The organism is Pantoea sp. y20 (assembly GCF_054903455.1).
In genome coordinates this window covers 3,878,368-3,895,298 of record NZ_CM142816.1, presented here as the reverse complement: position 1 = coordinate 3,895,298, position 16,931 = coordinate 3,878,368, and the positions used below count along the sequence as shown (strand labels likewise).

At 53.8% G+C, this 16,931-nt stretch carries 17 protein-coding genes; 11 read left to right on the top strand and 6 right to left on the bottom strand.

The window, feature by feature from the left end:
* Positions 1-60 precede the first annotated feature (60 nt).
* The 6 genes from ACYAC5_RS18135 (at position 61) to yfaU (ending at position 5,536) form a co-directional block, all read left to right on the top strand.
* Complete coding sequence (locus tag ACYAC5_RS18135; protein ID WP_192414771.1) at positions 61-408, top strand: hypothetical protein; 348 nt, start codon at positions 61-63, stop codon at positions 406-408.
* 267 nt (positions 409-675) lie between these two features.
* Positions 676-1,212 (top strand): CCDC90 family protein, encoded by a 537-nt coding sequence (locus tag ACYAC5_RS18130; protein WP_192414773.1) that lies wholly within the window; start codon positions 676-678, stop codon positions 1,210-1,212.
* A 177-nt stretch (positions 1,213-1,389) separates the two neighbouring features.
* A complete protein-coding gene (locus tag ACYAC5_RS18125; protein ID WP_101762719.1) occupies positions 1,390-2,172 on the top strand; it encodes an IclR family transcriptional regulator in 783 nt (260 codons plus the stop codon).
* A 13-nt stretch (positions 2,173-2,185) separates the two neighbouring features.
* Entirely contained in the window at positions 2,186-3,388 is a 1,203-nt protein-coding gene (rhmD, locus tag ACYAC5_RS18120) for an L-rhamnonate dehydratase (protein WP_192414775.1), read from the top strand.
* A gap of 47 nt (positions 3,389-3,435) precedes the next feature.
* On the top strand, positions 3,436-4,722 hold the full coding sequence (locus ACYAC5_RS18115; protein ID WP_192414777.1) for an MFS transporter: 1,287 nt from the start codon (positions 3,436-3,438) through the stop codon (positions 4,720-4,722).
* A 13-nt stretch (positions 4,723-4,735) separates the two neighbouring features.
* Positions 4,736-5,536 carry a 2-keto-3-deoxy-L-rhamnonate aldolase gene (yfaU, locus tag ACYAC5_RS18110; protein ID WP_192414779.1) on the top strand — a complete coding sequence of 267 codons (801 nt, stop codon included), beginning with the start codon at positions 4,736-4,738 and terminating at the stop codon, positions 5,534-5,536.
* Between the two features lie 109 nt (positions 5,537-5,645).
* Here the strand turns inward: yfaU and ACYAC5_RS18105 are convergent, their stop codons facing one another.
* Positions 5,646-6,137 carry a helix-turn-helix domain-containing protein gene (locus tag ACYAC5_RS18105; protein WP_192414914.1) on the bottom strand — a complete coding sequence of 164 codons (492 nt, stop codon included), beginning with the start codon at positions 6,135-6,137 and terminating at the stop codon, positions 5,646-5,648.
* 317 nt (positions 6,138-6,454) lie between these two features.
* Here ACYAC5_RS18105 and ACYAC5_RS18100 point away from each other — a divergent pair, with 317 nt between their 5' ends.
* Positions 6,455-7,477 carry an alpha/beta fold hydrolase gene (locus tag ACYAC5_RS18100; RefSeq protein WP_462062065.1) on the top strand — a complete coding sequence of 341 codons (1,023 nt, stop codon included), beginning with the start codon at positions 6,455-6,457 and terminating at the stop codon, positions 7,475-7,477.
* Between the two features lie 30 nt (positions 7,478-7,507).
* On the opposite strand, the gene ACYAC5_RS18095 is transcribed toward ACYAC5_RS18100, so the two are convergent.
* From ACYAC5_RS18095 to proP, 3 genes are all read right to left on the bottom strand, one after another.
* The gene (locus ACYAC5_RS18095) at positions 7,508-8,479 is read right to left on the bottom strand and encodes a GGDEF domain-containing protein (protein WP_462062064.1); all 972 of its coding nucleotides are present in this window, start codon (positions 8,477-8,479) and stop codon (positions 7,508-7,510) included.
* A gap of 109 nt (positions 8,480-8,588) precedes the next feature.
* Positions 8,589-9,566: a porphobilinogen synthase gene (hemB, locus tag ACYAC5_RS18090; RefSeq protein ID WP_110867652.1), complete on the bottom strand. Its 978-nt coding sequence runs from the start codon at positions 9,564-9,566 to the stop codon at positions 8,589-8,591.
* Between the two features lie 116 nt (positions 9,567-9,682).
* Positions 9,683-11,188, bottom strand: a complete 1,506-nt coding sequence (proP, locus tag ACYAC5_RS18085; protein ID WP_101762711.1) for a glycine betaine/L-proline transporter ProP — start codon at positions 11,186-11,188, stop codon at positions 9,683-9,685.
* A gap of 360 nt (positions 11,189-11,548) precedes the next feature.
* Here proP and ACYAC5_RS18080 point away from each other — a divergent pair, with 360 nt between their 5' ends.
* From ACYAC5_RS18080 to ACYAC5_RS18070, 3 genes are all read left to right on the top strand, one after another.
* A complete protein-coding gene (locus ACYAC5_RS18080) occupies positions 11,549-12,349 on the top strand; it encodes a hypothetical protein (RefSeq protein ID WP_462062063.1) in 801 nt (266 codons plus the stop codon).
* Positions 12,342-12,812: a hypothetical protein gene (locus ACYAC5_RS18075; RefSeq protein ID WP_101762709.1), complete on the top strand. Its 471-nt coding sequence runs from the start codon at positions 12,342-12,344 to the stop codon at positions 12,810-12,812. The genes ACYAC5_RS18080 and ACYAC5_RS18075 overlap by 8 nt, the downstream gene beginning before the upstream one ends.
* A 111-nt stretch (positions 12,813-12,923) precedes the next feature.
* Positions 12,924-13,427: a hypothetical protein gene (locus tag ACYAC5_RS18070; protein WP_192414786.1), complete on the top strand. Its 504-nt coding sequence runs from the start codon at positions 12,924-12,926 to the stop codon at positions 13,425-13,427.
* On the opposite strand, the gene ACYAC5_RS18065 is transcribed toward ACYAC5_RS18070, so the two are convergent.
* Together ACYAC5_RS18065 and ACYAC5_RS18060 are read right to left on the bottom strand one after the other, a co-directional pair.
* On the bottom strand, positions 13,395-14,354 hold the full coding sequence (locus ACYAC5_RS18065; RefSeq protein WP_309832813.1) for a D-2-hydroxyacid dehydrogenase family protein: 960 nt from the start codon (positions 14,352-14,354) through the stop codon (positions 13,395-13,397). The genes ACYAC5_RS18070 and ACYAC5_RS18065 overlap by 33 nt on opposite strands.
* Positions 14,329-15,933: an EAL domain-containing protein gene (locus tag ACYAC5_RS18060; RefSeq protein ID WP_192414791.1), complete on the bottom strand. Its 1,605-nt coding sequence runs from the start codon at positions 15,931-15,933 to the stop codon at positions 14,329-14,331. Before ACYAC5_RS18060 ends, ACYAC5_RS18065 begins: the two co-directional genes overlap by 26 nt.
* Positions 15,934-16,160: 227 nt before the next feature.
* Between ACYAC5_RS18060 and ACYAC5_RS18055 the strand changes: the two genes are divergently transcribed.
* Entirely contained in the window at positions 16,161-16,925 is a 765-nt protein-coding gene (locus ACYAC5_RS18055) for a class II aldolase/adducin family protein (protein ID WP_137386681.1), read from the top strand.
* The last annotated feature ends 6 nt before the right edge of the window (positions 16,926-16,931 follow it).

Genomic DNA, 16,931 nt, shown 5'->3' with positions numbered 1-16,931 from the left:
TGCGGCCAGCCGAATGCTGTTACTATCGCGCGTTTCCTTTTTCCAGCGGATAAACCATTCATGTTAAAACTCAAATTTATTGTGCCGTTGCTGATCGTCATCAGTGCCGCGGTTTGGTGGCTGATGCCGCATTACAGCGATGAGGACAAAGGCTATTACATCGCCATGTTCTGTTCGCTGACTCACGACGGACGCGGCAATACCGCGCAGGATATGCAGCAGATTATTGAAGGCAGTAATGCAGATTACGCATTGCAGAAGATTCATTTCCAACAGGGTTTGGCTGATCATCTGCAAGCGGTGTGGCAGGATTTGTCGCCCGAACAGCAGCAACAAGCGCGGCAGGAAAGACTCTCCTGCCGCCGTTTGATGTCTGAGAAATTGCTACCGGGCCAGCCGGTTCAGTAATTATTGAACGGGCAGCGCAGGGATTAAAAGCTGCGCCGCCGTTTTAAGAAGCCGCTCAACACCTTCCCGCTCCCATATCGCAAAACGTTTCGCAGCAGAATCTGACGCCAATTTTGCGAGACGCCCCGCATCCGCTTGGACGTTACTTGTTGTACTAATTGATATTTTTCGCAGCGCCGCGCAAAATACACACAGTCACATGGTGCAGCAATCGCTCGCTGAGCATGATGTTGGCACGCGCCTCACATCAACTCAGGAGCTTCACGGATGACACTCGCGATGATGAACACACACAAAGCCTTTAAAGCACTGCAGTTGGCCGGCGTCAGCGACCAACAGGCCGAAGCCATGGTCGAGATCTTTACTGAGATGCAGCAGGATAATGCGTTATCTCGTGCTGATTTAATGAAGGCCGGTGAAGGAATTACAGGGAGCATTAAAGAACTGGATGTTCGACTTACCGGCGATATCAGAGAGCTGGATATTCGGCTTACTGGTGCGATTAAAGAACTGGATAAGCGGCTGAGTGGTGCGATTAAAGAGCTGGATGACCGGCTTAGTGCTGCTATTCGAGAACTGGAGGTTCGGCTTACTAATCTGGATGTTCGACTGAGTAGTGAGATTAAAGCAGTCGATGTTCGCCTGACCAGAGTCGAAGCTCGCCTTGATCGCATAGAAAAAGACATTGAAGTTATCAAAGCCGATGTCTCTGCTTTAAAAACCGATATGCGCTGGATCAAACGTTTGCTAATGGTGATGACCACCACGATGGTCATTGCAGCGATCAAATACATTTTCTCTTAGATCTTGTGCTCCTGCGGCAGGAGTACAGTCGGCTGTACTCTCAGCGCGGCGCGATTCACATTCCCGCACACGCGCTGCCAGCAAACGCGCTCAGCGCCGCGTAATTTGAAGCGGCGCACACTTATCACGAAGTAAAACTACAACACTGCGCTCCAGATCATCAGACTGGAGTCCAGCATGTTGGAAATTACGCCTGTCCCCGCGCTGACGCGCGCCATTGCGATTCTCGACTTTATTGCCCAGCACGGACCGTGCAGTGCCGCCGAGATCATCGAAACGCTGGCGCTTCCCAAAAGCAGCGCCTATCTGCTATTCGCTGAACTGAAAAAACAGCGTCTGATCACTATCGATCGCAACAACAACTATTGCCTGTGGACGCGGCTGGTGGAGTTTGCCGGTCACGCACTGCAGCGCATGGATATCCGCGATATTGCGCGTCCACCTCTGACACGTTTAATGCAGCAGACCAATCTGCTGTGCCACCTCGGCATCCTCGAGGGTGGTCACGCCTGTTACATCCTCAAACTCGAATCCGCCGCCACCATCAGCGTGCGCTCACACGAAGGCAAAAGCCTGTCGCTGTATCGCTCGGGCATTGGCAAATGTCTGCTTGCCTGGCAGCAACCTGAAGAGCAGGAACGCATCATCAGCGGCCTGCGTTTTGTGGCGGTGACGCCAACCTCGCTGCGTAATGCCGACGCGCTGCGTACCGAGCTGGCACGCATTCGCCGTCAGGGCTGGAGCTTTGATAACGGTGAAGATTATCCCGATGTGCGCTGCGTCGCCGCGCCGATTTTCAATGCCCGCCAGCAGCTCGTCGCCGCCATTTCGCTGGTGGGCACCCGACTCGACATTGACGACGACAAACGCGATTACCTTGCTGGCCAGGCGATTGCCTGCGCCCGCGATATTTCCCGTCTGCTGGGCTGGCGTAGCCCGGCGGAAAAACACGCCTCGTAACCAGGAGAAGAGCATGTCCCTACCTAAAATTAAAACTGTCCGCGCCTACTTTGCCGGTGGCGCTACCGCGGATAAAGCAGCGGCTGGCGGCGATTATCACGATCAAGGTGCCAATCACTGGATTGACGACCACGTCGCCACGCCCATGAGCAAATACAAGCAGTATGAGCAGTCGCGTCAATCCTTTGGCATCAACGTGTTAGGCACGCTAATTGTCGAAGTCGAAGCCGATAACGGTCAAACCGGTTTTGCCATTACCACCGGCGGCGAAATGGGCTGCTTCATCGTGGAAAAGCATCTCAACCGCTTCCTTGAAGGACGCTGCGTCAGCGATATCAAACTGATTCACGACCAGATGATGAACGCCACCCTGTATTACGCCGGATCGGGCGGCCTGGTGATGAACACCATTTCATGTGTCGATTTGGCGCTATGGGATCTGTTCGGCAAAGTCACCGATCTGCCGGTGTACAAACTGCTGGGCGGCGCGGTACGCGATGAACTGCAGTTCTACGCCACCGGTGCGCGTCCGGACCTGGCGCAGCAGATGGGCTTTATCGGCGGCAAAATGGCGGTGCAGTGGGGACCGCACGATGGCGATGAAGGCATCCGTAAAGAGGTGGCGCGCATCGCTCACTATCGCGAAAGTTGCGGCCCGGATTTCTGGCTGATGCTTGATTGCTGGATGAGCCAGGACGTCAATTTCGCCACCAGGCTGGCCCACGCCTGCGCACCTTATAACGTCAAGTGGCTGGAAGAGTGTTTGCCGCCGCAACAGTTCGAAGGATACGCCCAGCTGAAACAGCAAGCGCCGCAGGGCATGTTGATCACCAGCGGCGAACATCACGGCACGCTGCAATCTTTCCGCACGCTGGCTGAAACCGGCATCGATATTTTGCAGCCTGATGTCGGTTGGTGCGGCGGCCTGACCACGCTGGTGGAAGTGGCGGCGCTGGCGAAATCACGCGGCCAGCTGGTGGTGCCGCACGGCTCCTCGGTTTACTCGCATCACGCGGTGATCACCTTCACCAACAGCCCATTCAGTGAATTCCTGATGACCAGCCCGGATTGCAGCACGCTGCGCCCGCAGTTTGATCCGCTGCTGATCAACGAACCGGTACCGGTTAACGGTCGCATGCACAAATCGGTGCTGGATAAACCGGGCTTCGGCGTGGAGCTGAATCGCGATGGACTGAAGCGTCCTTATCAACACTAATCGCAGCGGCTGCGGCGACGCGTCGCAGCCCTGCGTGAGGGTTTACCATGAATAATCTGGTGTTAAGCGCGGTTAAAAAGAATCGCGCACGTCTTATTCCTTTCATGTTGATGCTCTACGTGCTGGCGTTTCTCGATCGCGCCAACATTGGTTTCGCCAAAGAGGCATATCAACTTGATACCGGCCTGAGTAATGAAGCTTACGCGTTAGGTGCTGGAATCTTCTTTGTGGTGTACGCGCTGCTTGGCGTGCCGGCCAATTTGCTGATGCGACGCTTTGGCGCGCGCAGCTGGATTGGCGGCACCACGCTGCTGTGGGGATTGCTTTCGGCGGCGATGGCATTTGCTGATACCGAAGCCAAATTCCTGCTGGTGCGTACCTTGCTCGGCGCCGCTGAGGCGGGTTTCTTCCCGGGCATGATTTATCTGACCTCGCTGTGGTTCCCGCAACAGCAGCGCGCTAGCGTCATGGGACTGTTCTACATGGGCGCGCCGCTGGCGTTGACGCTGGGTTCACCGCTCTCTGGCGCACTGCTGGAAATGCACGGCGTGCTAGGCCATCCCGGCTGGTTCTGGATGTTTATCATTGAAGGATTACTGGCGGTGGCAGCCGGCGTTTTCACTTTCAGCTATATCGACGACACACCGGCGAAAGCGCGTTTTCTCAGCGCCGAGGAGAAGCGGGCGCTGCAACGTCAGCTGGAGAGCGAAGAGCAGCAGAAGCCGACTTCACATCTGCGTGATGCGCTGCGCAATGGTCGCGTCTGGCAGCTCGCCATTATCTATATGACCATTCAGATAGCGGTTTATGGCCTGATTTTCTTCCTGCCTTCTCAGGTCGCAGCGTTGTTGGGCACCAAAGTCGGTTTCCTCGCCTCGCTGGTGGCGGCCATTCCGTGGGTGGCCGCGCTGTTTGGCACCTGGCTGATTCCGCGCTATTCCGACCGCAGCGGCGAGCGTCGCCGGGTCGCGGCGTTCACCTTGCTGGCTGCTGCCGTCGGGATTGGTTTGTCCGGATTGGTTTCGCCGCTGTTGGCCATCATTGCGCTTAGCGTCGCAGCGGTGGGTTTTATTGCCGTGCAGCCGGTGTTCTGGACCATGCCGACGCAGCTGCTTTCTGGCACTGCGCTGGCGGCGGGCATCGGCTTCGTCAATTTGTTTGGTGCTGTAGGTGGCTTCCTCGCACCGCTGATTCGCGTAAATGCCGAAATGCACTTTAACAGCAGCGCTGCCGGATTGCTGGCGCTGGCGCTAATTGCCGCCATCGGTTCACTCATTATCCTCAGCCTGAAAGTGGAGCGTCAGTTGCCACACTCTCAGCAGCCAAGTCATTAAGTAAGGAGCAGCTATGCAGGATCCGTTAAATAATCCCTTCAAAGCCGGATTGGCGAAAGGCGAAACGCAGATTGGTTTGTGGCTGAGCAGCACATCGTCGTATCTGGCCGAAATTGCTGCCACCAGCGGCTACGACTGGTTATTGATAGATGGCGAACACGCCCCGAATACCGTACAGGATCTCTATCATCAATTGCAGGCCGTTGCGCCTTATCGCAGCCAGCCGGTGATACGGCCAATCGAATTCCAGACCGCACTGATTAAGCAGGTGCTGGATATCGGTGCGCGCACCTTGCTGGTGCCGATGATCGATACCGCTGAGCAGGCACAGGCGCTGGTGAAGGCGACGCGCTATCCGCCTTATGGCACGCGCGGCGTCGGCGCAGGCGTGGCGCGGGCGGCACGTTGGGGGCGCGTGGAAAATTATATGGCGCGCGCCAATGAAGAGTTATGCCTGCTGATTCAGGCCGAAAGCAAAACGGCGATTGATAATCTCGATGCGTTGCTGGAGGTTGAGGGCGTTGACGGAATCTTTATTGGTCCGGCTGATTTGTCAGCCTCATTGGGCTATCCCGATAATGCCGGGCATCCTGAAGTGCAGAAAGTGATTGAGCAGAGTATCAAACGCATCCGCAGCGCAGGAAAAGCGGCCGGTTTTCTGGCGGTTAATCTGGAGATGGCGGAACGCGCTATTCATTGGGGAGCTAATTTCGTTGCCGTCGGTGTGGATACCATGCTGTATACCGATGCGCTGGATAATCGGCTCGCGCATTTTAAAAAGAGCGTAAATGCGCTGAATAAATCGAGTTACTAATTGAGAAACGGATGGTATGCCATCCGTTTCTATTCAATTAAAGCGTTCATGAATTGGAATGAAGAAGTCTGTTGGCGTCAAATGGCGCCAAAAAAGAGTCAATTATTTATCAACGCATCGCACAACCAATTCGCGGCATATATTTATCGTTACGTACCGCGGGCGTGATAATTGCTTTATTGCGTTCCGTGGCGTCAAATTCCGCCTGACGGCAAAGCACACAGGGATCGCTACTTTCACGCATTGCAAGTTTGGCTTCCTCATCCAGCTGGCGCTTACGGCAATAAAGAGGCGTGCAGCCCAGCACATGTTTAAATGAGCGCGTGAAAGATTGTTGGCTTTCAAAATGATATTTCACTGCCAGGCTAATAATTGGCACATTGCTGTCTTTTAAGTCATTAATGCAATGAGCCAGTTTCTTTTTTCGGATGTAGCGTGCCAGCGTCTCATTGTGATAACGGGCGAAGAGTTTCTGTAAATACCATTTCGAATAGCCAGACTTCAGTGCAATATCATCAATCGTTAAACGTTGATCCAGGTTAGCCATAATCCATTCGGTTACCGAATCAATTACCCCTTCATTATATTTTTGCTGTGTCATCATAGTCCTCCATTAACAGTGGCAGAGTGTAATTTAATTAATCTTTCCAATCTGCAATTAATGTAAAGTTTTCTGGTTATTTGGCTGTTTTAATATTTGTCATCAAGACCGGTCTTGGTTTTCGTGAATTTACAGGTTTTCTTGTTGTGATGATGTTGAGTATTTATCGTAATAACGGGCGTTATTATTAACTCAAATTTTTCATCGCTTCGCGGCGCTTAATTGTAAAAGGTGTGCTTTCTGGCGGCACACCTCATCAATACTTAACGCGGATTAACGTGCCACACTGAAGGTTTTCACTGTTGAGGAATCACCTAATGGGTTTTCGTTTCAAGCCAAAACAGTCACTTGCCGTGATTCTGGCATCAGTGGCATTAGGCGCTGTTGCTCCGGCGCTCGCCGCCAATGTGTATGGTGAACAGCTCGAAGGCTTTAACTATCCCTATCCGCTGCAGCACTTTAACTTCTCCTCGCAGCAGCAAGCGCTGAGTATGGGTTATATGGATGTCAAACCTACGCAGCAGGCCAACGGTGAAACCGTGGTGCTGATGCACGGCAAGAACTTCTGTGGCGCAACCTGGGATGACACCATCAAAGCGCTGAGCCAGAAAGGTTATCGCGTCATCGCGCCAGATCAGATTGGCTTCTGCAGCTCAACTAAACCAGCTAACTATCAATACACCTTCCAGCAACTGGCACAGAACACCCATCAACTGTTGCAGCAACTGGGTATCGACAACGCCATTATGGTTGGGCACTCGACCGGCGGCATGCTGGCGACGCGCTATGCGCTGATGTACCCCAGACAAACGCAGAAGCTGGTGCTGGTCAATCCCATCGGCTTAGAAGACTGGAAAGCCAAAGGCGCGCCGTGGCGCTCGGTGGATCAGTGGTATCAGCGTGAACTCAAGCTGGATGCGGCGGGCATCAAGAAGTACGAACAGCAGACATATTACAGCGGCCAGTGGAAGCCGGAGTATGACAAATGGGTCGATATGCTGGCTGGGCTAAACAGCGGGCCAGGCCACAAGAAAGTGGCGTGGAACTCGGCGCTCATCTACGACATGATTTTCACTCAGCCGGTGTATTACGAGTTTAAAGATCTACTCGTGCCGACCACGTTGATGATTGGCACCGCAGATACCACGGCGATTGGCAGTGATATCGCGCCGCCGGAAGTGAAAGCAAAACTCGGGCATTACAATGTATTGGGTAAGCAGGTGGCGCAACTGATTCCCGGCGCACGCTTAATCGAATTCCCGGGCATGGGGCACGCGCCGCAGATGGAAGAACCGCAGACGTTTAATCAGGCATTGATCACGGATTTAGTGGGTCATTAATTGCAGGGTCGCCATTCACGGCGACCAACATCAACTCAACTTCTTTTTCCCGTTCTTAGCGGCGTACATCCGTTCGTCGCTACCTTCCAGCAGCTGTTCCAGCGACTGCGGATGATCGGGATCGAACTCAACAATGCCCGATGAGAAGTGCAAAGCGTAGCGGCGCTCGAGGTTCTGGGTTTGCTGTTGCAGGAAACCATCAAAGCGCGCCAACACACCTTCGGCATCGGCTTGCTGCAAGCCATTAAACAGCACCACAAATTCGTCGCCGCCCAAACGAGCAAAGATATCCGCATGGCGAAAACTCACCTTCATGGCGTTGGCAAAGTCCATTAATGCGCGGTCGCCTTCGCGATGACCGAGCGTATCGTTAATGGCTTTAAAGCGATCGAGATCGAGGAAAGTCAGGCTGGCCGGTAACTGCTTCAGCTGGCACTCATTCAGCGCCAACTGGCCGAGCGTCATAAAGCCACGGCGGTTGGTGATTTGCGTCAGTTCATCGGATGTTGCGGTCTGGAACGCCACCAGCTCCGCTTCCGCCATTGCGGCTAAATCACGCAATGTATGGATATCATCCGCATCGAACTGGCGCGCATGATGATCGATAATGCACAAGGTGCCGACTTTCGCACCAGCCGGCGTGCGCAATGGGCAACCGGCGTAGAAAAGCACCGGATTTTCGGCATTTTTAACCAGTGGATTATCGAAGAAGCGCTCGTCATCAAGCGCGTTTTCCACCACCATCACATCATCCTGCAGCACGGCGTGGCCACAGAAAGAGGTATTACGCGGTGCGGTGATATCGCTTGAACCCGCAGTGGATTTGAACCACTGATGGTCCTCTTCCAGCAGGCTGACCAGCGCAACGGGTACACCAAACAAACGACGGGCAAGGCGGGTTAAACGGTCGAAACGCTCTTCGGCAGGCGTGTGCAGAATGTTGAGCGCACGTAACTGGGCCAGACGATATGACTCGTCCGCAGGCAGTGCAGGTGCTTTCATCGCGTTACTCTTATTAATTATGGAATTACAGAAACACTGGTGTTTAAGCCACAAAGGCTGAAAGCGCCTGGCAACGGTATGCGATGTCCGATGCCAGGCGTAACGATAATCAGAGCACTTTTTGCTCAGCGAGATCAAGGGCAAAATAGCTGAAAATGAGATCCGCGCCGGCACGTTTAATCGCGCCAAGGCTCTCCAGAACCACATTACGTTCGTCGATGGCACCCGCCTGCGCGGCGAATTTGATCATCGCGTACTCACCGCTCACCTGGTACGCAGCGAGCGGCAGCGTGGTGCGTTCGCGGATATCGCGCAGGATATCGAGGTAAGCGCCAGCTGGTTTTACCATCAGAGAATCTGCACCTTCCGCTTCATCAAGCAGCGACTCACGCAGCGCTTCACGGCGGTTCATCGGATTCATCTGGTAAGTCTTACGATCGCCTTTCAGCGCGGTGCCTGCGGCTTCACGGAACGGGCCGTAGAAGGAGGACGCGAACTTCGTCGAATAAGACATGATGGCGGTATCGGTGAAGCCGGCGGCGTCGAGCGCCTGGCGAATGGCTTTCACCTGGCCATCCATCGCGGCAGAAGGAGCGATAAAGTCTGCGCCGGCTTGTGCCGCAACCACGGCTTGCTTGCCGAGGTTAATCAGCGTTTGGTCGTTATCGACGCCGTGATCGCACAGCACGCCGCAATGGCCGTGGCTGGTGTATTCGCAGAAGCAGGTATCAGACATCACGATCATTTCTGGCACGGTGTCTTTGCAGATACGTGACATACGCGCCACTAAACCGTTTTCATTCCAGGCATCGCTGCCGGTGGCGTCGGTGTGGTGGGAAATACCGAAGGTCATCACTGAACGAATGCCCGCTTTGGCAATACGTTCAATCTCATAAGCTAAACGTTTCTCGGGGATACGCACCACGCCCGGCATGGCGTTAATGGGCACATACTCGTCCACGCCTTCTTCAACGAAAATGGGCAGTGCCAAATCGTTGATGCTGAGGTGAGATTCCTGGAACATTTCGCGCATTGACGCGCTTTTGCGCAGCCTTCTTGGGCGCTGGATCAGATTAAATTCAGACATGCTTTACAACTTATGCAGGTTAAAAAAGTGGCAATAGTTTACCCCTTTTCGCGGCTGTGCATGAAGGATTGTGTGCGGAAACGAAAACTCCCGCCGGGTGGCGGGAGTAGGGAAGATTACTCGTTGATGTCCGGATGCTGCTGCACCAGGTTTTTACGTTTCGCCTCAAGCTTGGCGATCTCGTCATCAATATCTTCGATTTTCTGCTCGATGTTGTCGTGATGCTCCTGCAGGATTTCACGTGCTTCATCCATGTCCGACGCGGCTGGCGTAGCACCGCGCAGCGGCTTATTGGCGGTCTCTTTCATGAAGATACCGGTAATCAAACCAATCACCGCGACAACCATTAGGTAGTATGCCGGCATATACAGATTGTTGGTGGCTTCCACTAAATAAGCGGCGAATGTCGGTGTTAAACCGGCAATCAGCACCGAAATATTGAAGGCACTTGCCAATGCGCTGTAGCGAATGTGGGTTGGGAACATCGCAGGTAGCGAGGATGCCATTACACCGGTAAAGGCGTTTAAGATCACAGCCATCAGCAACAGACCGGCAAAAATCAGACCCAGCACGCCACTGTTAATCAGCATAAAGGCCGGAATCGCGAAGGCAAACAGGGCGATACTGCCGATGATGACAAATGGACGACGTCCAAAGCGGTCACTCAGCATGCCCATTACTGGCTGCACAAACAACATACCCATCATAATGGCGATGATGATCAATACGCCGTGATCTTCCGAGTAGTGCAGGTTATGTGACAGGTAACTCGGCATGTAGGTCAACAGCATGTAGTAGGTCACGTTGGTGGCAATCACCAGACCGATACAGGCCAACAGGCTTTTCCAGTGTTTGGTCGCGATCTCTTTAAACGACACTTTCGGGCCGTCGCGCAGACCTTCACGGTCGCCTTGTTCCAGCTTGTCAACGTGCTGCTGGAACGCCGGCGTTTCTTCCAGGGCATGACGCAGATACAAACCGATAATGCCGAGCGGCAGCGCAATAAAGAACGGAATACGCCAGCCCCACTCGAGGAATTTCTCTTCACCGATAATGGTGGAGATCAGCACCACGACGCCCGCACCGAGCACAAAACCGGCGATGGAGCCGAAATCAAGCCAGCTGCCCATAAAGCCGCGCTTGCGGTCAGGCGAGTACTCGGCAACGAAGATCGATGCACCGGTATATTCACCGCCGACCGAGAAGCCCTGCGCCATTTTTGCCAACAGCAGCAGAATCGGTGCCCAAATACCAATTGAGGCATAGGACGGTATCAAGCCGATACAGAAGGTACTGATCGACATGATAACGATGGTAATAGAAAGGATTTTCTGGCGACCATATTTATCGCCCAACATGCCGAAGAACAAACCACCGAGTGGACGAATCAGGAACGGAACTGAGAACGTACCCAGTGCAGCAATCATCTGTACACTTGGAGAAGCATCCGGGAAGAACACCTTACCCAGCGCGTAAGCCACAAAGCCATAAACACCAAAATCAAACCATTCCATCGCGTTGCCCAGCGAAGCCGCGGTAATGGCTTTACGTAAACGGGAGTCATCGATAATGGTGACATCATCAATCCCGATAGGTTTTACACGCTTCCTACGTAGTTTCATGCAGATACCCTGTATTGGAATTCGAAAAATCCTCAACGCTGCGGACTCAAACAATGCCAACAGTCCGCGGCGTTGAGAAAATTAAAGCATAGCGGGGAAATAACGCTTTTTCCCTGCCCTGCCGGGCAATTATTAGGAAAGTAATGATTGCCAACCGCGACAGAGTATACCGATTTTGTGTGATATTTGTCATGTTCTCACCATTAACTGGCTATTTTTTAGCTAATGCTGTGGCCTGTTAGCGCTTAAAACGCGTCGAAAAAAGGCCGCAATTTCACGCAGCGATTTGCAGTAAGCGTGCGCCATCTCGCGAAACTACATATACTTGCGTGAGTTGCTTTTTTGGAAATCAGGTTTCATATGGCGCGCTTTGTTTTATTTGCCAAAAGTCTCTGTTTTGATGCCGACCAACAGGTGTTTTATCCACTCAATTCTCCCGCTCAACGCGTGGCATTAAGTCCGCTGCAAAGCGCGGTATTACGTCTCGTGCTCAATGCCCAAGGCAAGCTGGTGCGTAATCAGGCATTGCATGTGCTGTTTCAGCGCGAACCTTCTGAGATCCCCTTTGCCGATCGCTTAACGTTGACCATTGCTGAGATCAATCGTCTGGCGCAGCAGGCGCACGCGCCAGGTGCATTGGTACATCAGGTGCCGCTGATTGGCTGCGTGCTGGCCGAGCAGGTCGATGTCGAATCCTTCAATGAGGTCGCTACGCCTGCTGCTGAAGCTGAAAAGCCGGTCACGGTGCAGCCCGAACCTGCTGTGAAAGCGGTCGCCGTGAAGAAAAAATCCTGGCTGTGGCGTGGCGTGCTGGCGGGATTATTACTGCTAAATGTGGCGCTGGCACTAATTATCCGTCAGGAGTTTGCGCCAACCGAACATGATGGCATGCAATTTAAATTTTATGGCCAGGAAGCGCAGACGCAGGTCTTTATCAATGAAAGACTTTCTGCCGATTCTTTTGTCGTTCAGGATGCTATGCGCCGATTCCGCGAGTTAAAACCGCGCCTGCCGGATGGCTCAGTCCCGCCGTTGCTGTACATCAACCGTTCACGCATTCGTGCCTTCAGCAGTGCTTTCCTTTGCCTCCAACCCATCGAGCAAAAGAATAATGGATGTATTTCATGGTTGATATCTAATCAGGAGCTACCTGATGCGTAAGTCATTACTCACATTGGTTGTTATTATTGCGTTCATTCTTCCCTGGGCGTGGGTTCTGTTGGTCCGCCCAACCGTTGTGGTACCCGAATGGTGTGATGTTCCCTATCGCATTGATAATGAAGGGAAGCCAACGGGTACGCTGGATGCGACGGTACGCACACGTTTTAAAGCGGATGGTAGCGGCGCATCAACGCTAATCGGCACGGTGACATTGCCGGATCGTCAATATCGTTTAAATCGCGTTTCTGTCAGTAGCTGGCATCGTCAGGGCGATTTTATGCTGGTGAATACCCGTAAAGTGCAGGCGATGGCCGATGATACGGTGCCCGAGCCACTCGCTGCGCAGATACTTTTCACCTCGGCGCGAGAATCCCACAGTGATTATTATCAGATGTATCAACTCCCCAATGGCGATCAAATAATCAATTATTCTGGTATGCCGCGGCTTTATTGCCATACCTAATTGATGCGCAAATAAATAAGAAAAATTTACTATTAAGCGAGGCGGCAACCTCTGCTTGCCAGCTCCAAAACATTGGGTAATACTCTGCCGCCGTGCTTTGGTGGAGTGTTCATGTCGAGGATAAACGCCCAGTCTTTTAAGAATCCCTGGCTGTCGATGAGCGACAGTGTAGAAAGCAATCTTATCAATCTTGTGCCTGCGGCACAGCGTACGACTGCCGTTTCCATTAGCTCGGTGGCGTGGATTAACTGTGGCGAACGAACCGATGCGCAGCTGGCATTATTGGCGCAACAACCCGATGAACTGCTGCAGCGCCTGAAAAGCTGGCGTCAGGCCGGATTACTCTCCCGCCAGGCGACCGAGAGCTTGCGTCAGCTGCAACGGTTGACGCAAACCAGCATCGCATGTAACCAACCCATCACGCAGCTTGATGAATATCAGCAGTTCGTGGGGCAGTTAACGCCGACGCTGGAGCGCATTAATCAACGTCTCAATGCCCAGCGCGATGTGCCGAATGGCGCGCTGGCGGAAGACAGCCTTGAAGTGGCGCTGCGCATTGCGGAAAAACGGCGCGCAGGCCGTTCAGAGCAGCGAGCGCAGCGGCGCACCCGTTAACCATCCCTGAATATCTTCCACCGCCTGCGTGAAGTAGGTGCGATAATTGCTGTCGGCGACATAGCCGAGATGCGGCGTCGCCAGCACGTTCGGCAGCTGACGCAGCGGATGATTGGCGGGCAGCGGTTCCTGTTCAAACACATCTAATCCCGCACCGGCTAACTGACCCGATTGCAGCGCGGCGATCATCGCCTGTTGATCGACAATGCCGGCGCGCGATGTGTTAATCAGCAGCGCGCCGGGTTTCATCTGCGCCAGCGCCGCTGCATCAATTAAATGGCGTGAGCGCTCGCTCAATACCAGATGAATGGACACCACATCGCTGCTACTGAGCAGCGCCGCCAGCGATGGCGAACGTTCTGCGCCACACTCGGCGGCACGTTCGGCGGTTAAATTCTGGCTCCACGCACACACGCGCATCCCAAACGCCTGCGCCACTTTTGCCATCTCGCCGCCGATTTTACCCAATCCAATTAATCCCAGCGTTTTGCCCTGCAGGCCCATGCCAACGGTGTGCTGCCACGCGCCGTTGCTGCGCAGCGCCTGATTCTCCGGCACGATATGGCGCGCCAATCCCAGCAACAATCCCCACGTCAGTTCCAGCGGTGCCGCGCTGCTGCTGGCGGTACCGCACACCGCGATATAGCGTTCCGCGCAGGCATGTAAATCGATGGAGGCATTACGCATGCCGGAAGTGACTACCATTTTCAGATTGGGCAAGCGGCCAATCAGCTCGGCGCTGAGCGGCGTGCGTTCGCGCATAACCACCAAAATATCGGCGTGCGCGATGCGCTTAACCAATTCATCCTGGTCGGCGAAATGTTCAGTCAGGGAAGTGGTGTGCACCAGCGGGGCGAGAGATGCCCAATCGGCAAGCGACTGGGCGACGTTCTGGTAGTCATCAAGAATGATGCAGTTCAGGCTCATAATGTTCCTCAACGAGAAGTGGCTTGTGCCCTTGCTCGCTGAGCCAGGCACGCAGCCGGTCATTATCCAGCGGACGGGCATAATAGTAGCCCTGAATAAATATCACACCACGCTGCCGCAGGTACTCAAATTGTGTTGCGGTCTCGACGCCTTCGCCCAGCACATCCAGTTCCAGCTTGTGGCACAGATTAATAATCGCATCCAGCACCGGCGTTTCCACGTCGAGGCCTTCAATGGCATTGATAAAGCCGCGATCGATTTTCAGGTAGTCCAGCGGGAAGGTGAGCAGGTAGGTCAGTGAACAGTGGCCGGTACCGAAATCATCAATCGCCACCTTCATGCCCTGCGCGCGCAAATGACGCAGTTTACACGCCACCTTTTCACCCTCTTCAATCAGGCTGCGTTCGGTCAGCTCCAGCGTGATGCACAGCTGTTTGTCTTTGATGCGCTCAGCAAACAATTCAATATCGGCCACGAAATCGTCATGCTGCAGATGCTCCGCCGCCAGATTCAGCCCGAGGTGAAATCCGGGCTCGACCTGCCAGCTCTGAATATCTTCGGCCATCAACTCCAGCAGATGCTGCGTCAACGGCACAATCATCCCTTCGGCTTCAGCGGCGCTGATAAAGATATCCGGACGAATCATCACGCCGTTGGGCCGTTGCCAGCGCAGTAAGGCTTCAACACCGGCGCAGGCGTACAAGGTATTGCTGTATACCGGCTGATAATGCACTGAGAACTGGCGGGCGCGGATAGCGCGACCAATCTCATCGTGCCAGGAAATACGACGACGCAGCCAATTGGCGGTGAGGATCATCAGCAAAATCGAGAAAATCGCCGCCATCGGCAGGAAGATGAACAGCGCCTGACGCCAGGCTTTGAGCAGCTCAGAAGCCGGAACGGTTACATTAACGGTGATGGGATAGCGGCTGGAGTCGGCCTGAAAAGATTCACTTTTCATATACAGCTTTGGCTGCATGTCAGCCGGTCCGCTGGCGATCACTGCGCCACCGCTAAATTGCAGGCTCATGTGGTAACCGCGTGAACCGCCAATGGCGTTCATGAAATCCATCAAATATTGGCCGTCGATTACCGCCCAAAAACCGCTGGTATCGGGAAGCTGACGCATAAACACCACCGCCGGACGATTCGGCACGCCAACCGTTCCGCGCACCGAAATGCTCCACCAGGCTTTGCCGGTTATCGGCGGCGGCTGCATCATCATCTCGGGCAGGGTGCCATGTCGCAGGCCAAAGGCGGACGAGCAAATGATGTCATCGCCTTTCAGCATGCCAATGGATCGAAAATAGGGGTTGAGCGTACCGGCGCGCTGCAGCTGATCTTCGATTTGTGCACAAGGCTGGTACTGATACTGGCGCATCTCAGTGATCATATCCCAGGCGTTGTCACTCATCTTTTCAGCCTGAGTGATCAAGGTATTGGCGGTTGAGATCTGCTGTCGGCTGACGGTGTGGCGCGCTTCGATGGCCGTACAAAGGATGCCGAGCACCAACGGTAGCAACCCGGCACAAACGATTAAGACCCAATCAAAATCGTGATGTCGTTTTTTCAGTGGCACCAGACAATCCTCAGTCGGTTTAAGCTGCGCTTGCGGCGTCAGCAGCATACCATTTTCACAGGGCTGTGTAGGGTAGCGATTTAAGAATAAACCGGTCTGATACAGGTCAATGATCAATCTCACTTTGCGTTTAATGACATTGTTTTGCCGTTATTGGCATTTCCCAGCGGCAAAAACGCTATGCCACGATGTTAGGTAAGCACATTGACCTGAAATGAGGAGCGGAAATGAGCACGGAAACCCTGGATATCACATCATTACGGCAGCGCATCAGCGAAGGCGAATGGCAGGCGCGCATCAAACTGGCGCAGGCTTATCATCTGGCGGCGAAGCTACGCTGGACCGACCATATTTACACCCATTTTTCCCTGCGCGTACCGGGCGATCAGCCGCACTTTCTTATCAACGCTTTCGGGCAAACCTTCGATGAAATCCAGGCGGAAACGCTGGTTAAAATCGACATCGACGGCAATATTATTGACGACCCAACCGGGCTGGGAATTAACCTTGCCGGGTTTGTTATTCACAGTGCGATTCACCGCGCGCGGCCAGATGCCCATGCGGTGCTGCATACGCACACCGCGGCTGGCATTGGCGTTTCGGCGCAGCGAAACGGCCTGCTGATGATTTCGCAACACAGCACGCGTTTCCATAATCGCCTCGGCTATCACGATTACGAAGGTATCGCGCTGGATCTCGACGAGCAGCAGCGCATCGTTGCCGATCTCGGCGATCTTAACGCGCTGATCCTGCGCAATCACGGCCTGCTGACCAGCGGCGGCAGCATTGAAGAAGCTTTCTACAACCTCTATTACCTCGAGCGCGCCTGTCAGGCACAGTTGGCGGCACAATCGGGTGGCGCGGATCTGATCATTCTGCCGGACGCCGTTTCCGAGAAAGCCGCGCAGGCGTTTGATAACAGCATCCGCAATCGCAAATATCAGCTGCACTGGGATGCTTACATCCGCCAGCTCAACCGCAACGCACTCTGAGAATCT

Bases quoted from the DNA above. Each gene is read 5' to 3' on its own strand.
- ACYAC5_RS18135 (WP_192414771.1), top strand. From the start codon at position 61: ATGTTAAAACTCAAATTTATTGTGCCGTTGCTGATCGTCATCAGTGCC.
- ACYAC5_RS18130 (WP_192414773.1), top strand. From the start codon at position 676: ATGACACTCGCGATGATGAACACACACAAAGCCTTTAAAGCACTGCAG.
- ACYAC5_RS18125 (WP_101762719.1), top strand. From the start codon at position 1,390: ATGTTGGAAATTACGCCTGTCCCCGCGCTGACGCGCGCCATTGCGATT.
- rhmD (WP_192414775.1), top strand. From the start codon at position 2,186: ATGTCCCTACCTAAAATTAAAACTGTCCGCGCCTACTTTGCCGGTGGC.
- ACYAC5_RS18115 (WP_192414777.1), top strand. From the start codon at position 3,436: ATGAATAATCTGGTGTTAAGCGCGGTTAAAAAGAATCGCGCACGTCTT.
- yfaU (WP_192414779.1), top strand. From the start codon at position 4,736: ATGCAGGATCCGTTAAATAATCCCTTCAAAGCCGGATTGGCGAAAGGC.
- ACYAC5_RS18105 (WP_192414914.1), bottom strand. From the start codon at position 6,137: ATGACACAGCAAAAATATAATGAAGGGGTAATTGATTCGGTAACCGAA.
- ACYAC5_RS18100 (WP_462062065.1), top strand. From the start codon at position 6,455: ATGGGTTTTCGTTTCAAGCCAAAACAGTCACTTGCCGTGATTCTGGCA.
- ACYAC5_RS18095 (WP_462062064.1), bottom strand. From the start codon at position 8,479: ATGAAAGCACCTGCACTGCCTGCGGACGAGTCATATCGTCTGGCCCAG.
- hemB (WP_110867652.1), bottom strand. From the start codon at position 9,566: ATGTCTGAATTTAATCTGATCCAGCGCCCAAGAAGGCTGCGCAAAAGC.
- proP (WP_101762711.1), bottom strand. From the start codon at position 11,188: ATGAAACTACGTAGGAAGCGTGTAAAACCTATCGGGATTGATGATGTC.
- ACYAC5_RS18080 (WP_462062063.1), top strand. From the start codon at position 11,549: ATGGCGCGCTTTGTTTTATTTGCCAAAAGTCTCTGTTTTGATGCCGAC.
- ACYAC5_RS18075 (WP_101762709.1), top strand. From the start codon at position 12,342: ATGCGTAAGTCATTACTCACATTGGTTGTTATTATTGCGTTCATTCTT.
- ACYAC5_RS18070 (WP_192414786.1), top strand. From the start codon at position 12,924: ATGTCGAGGATAAACGCCCAGTCTTTTAAGAATCCCTGGCTGTCGATG.
- ACYAC5_RS18065 (WP_309832813.1), bottom strand. From the start codon at position 14,354: ATGAGCCTGAACTGCATCATTCTTGATGACTACCAGAACGTCGCCCAG.
- ACYAC5_RS18055 (WP_137386681.1), top strand. From the start codon at position 16,161: ATGAGCACGGAAACCCTGGATATCACATCATTACGGCAGCGCATCAGC.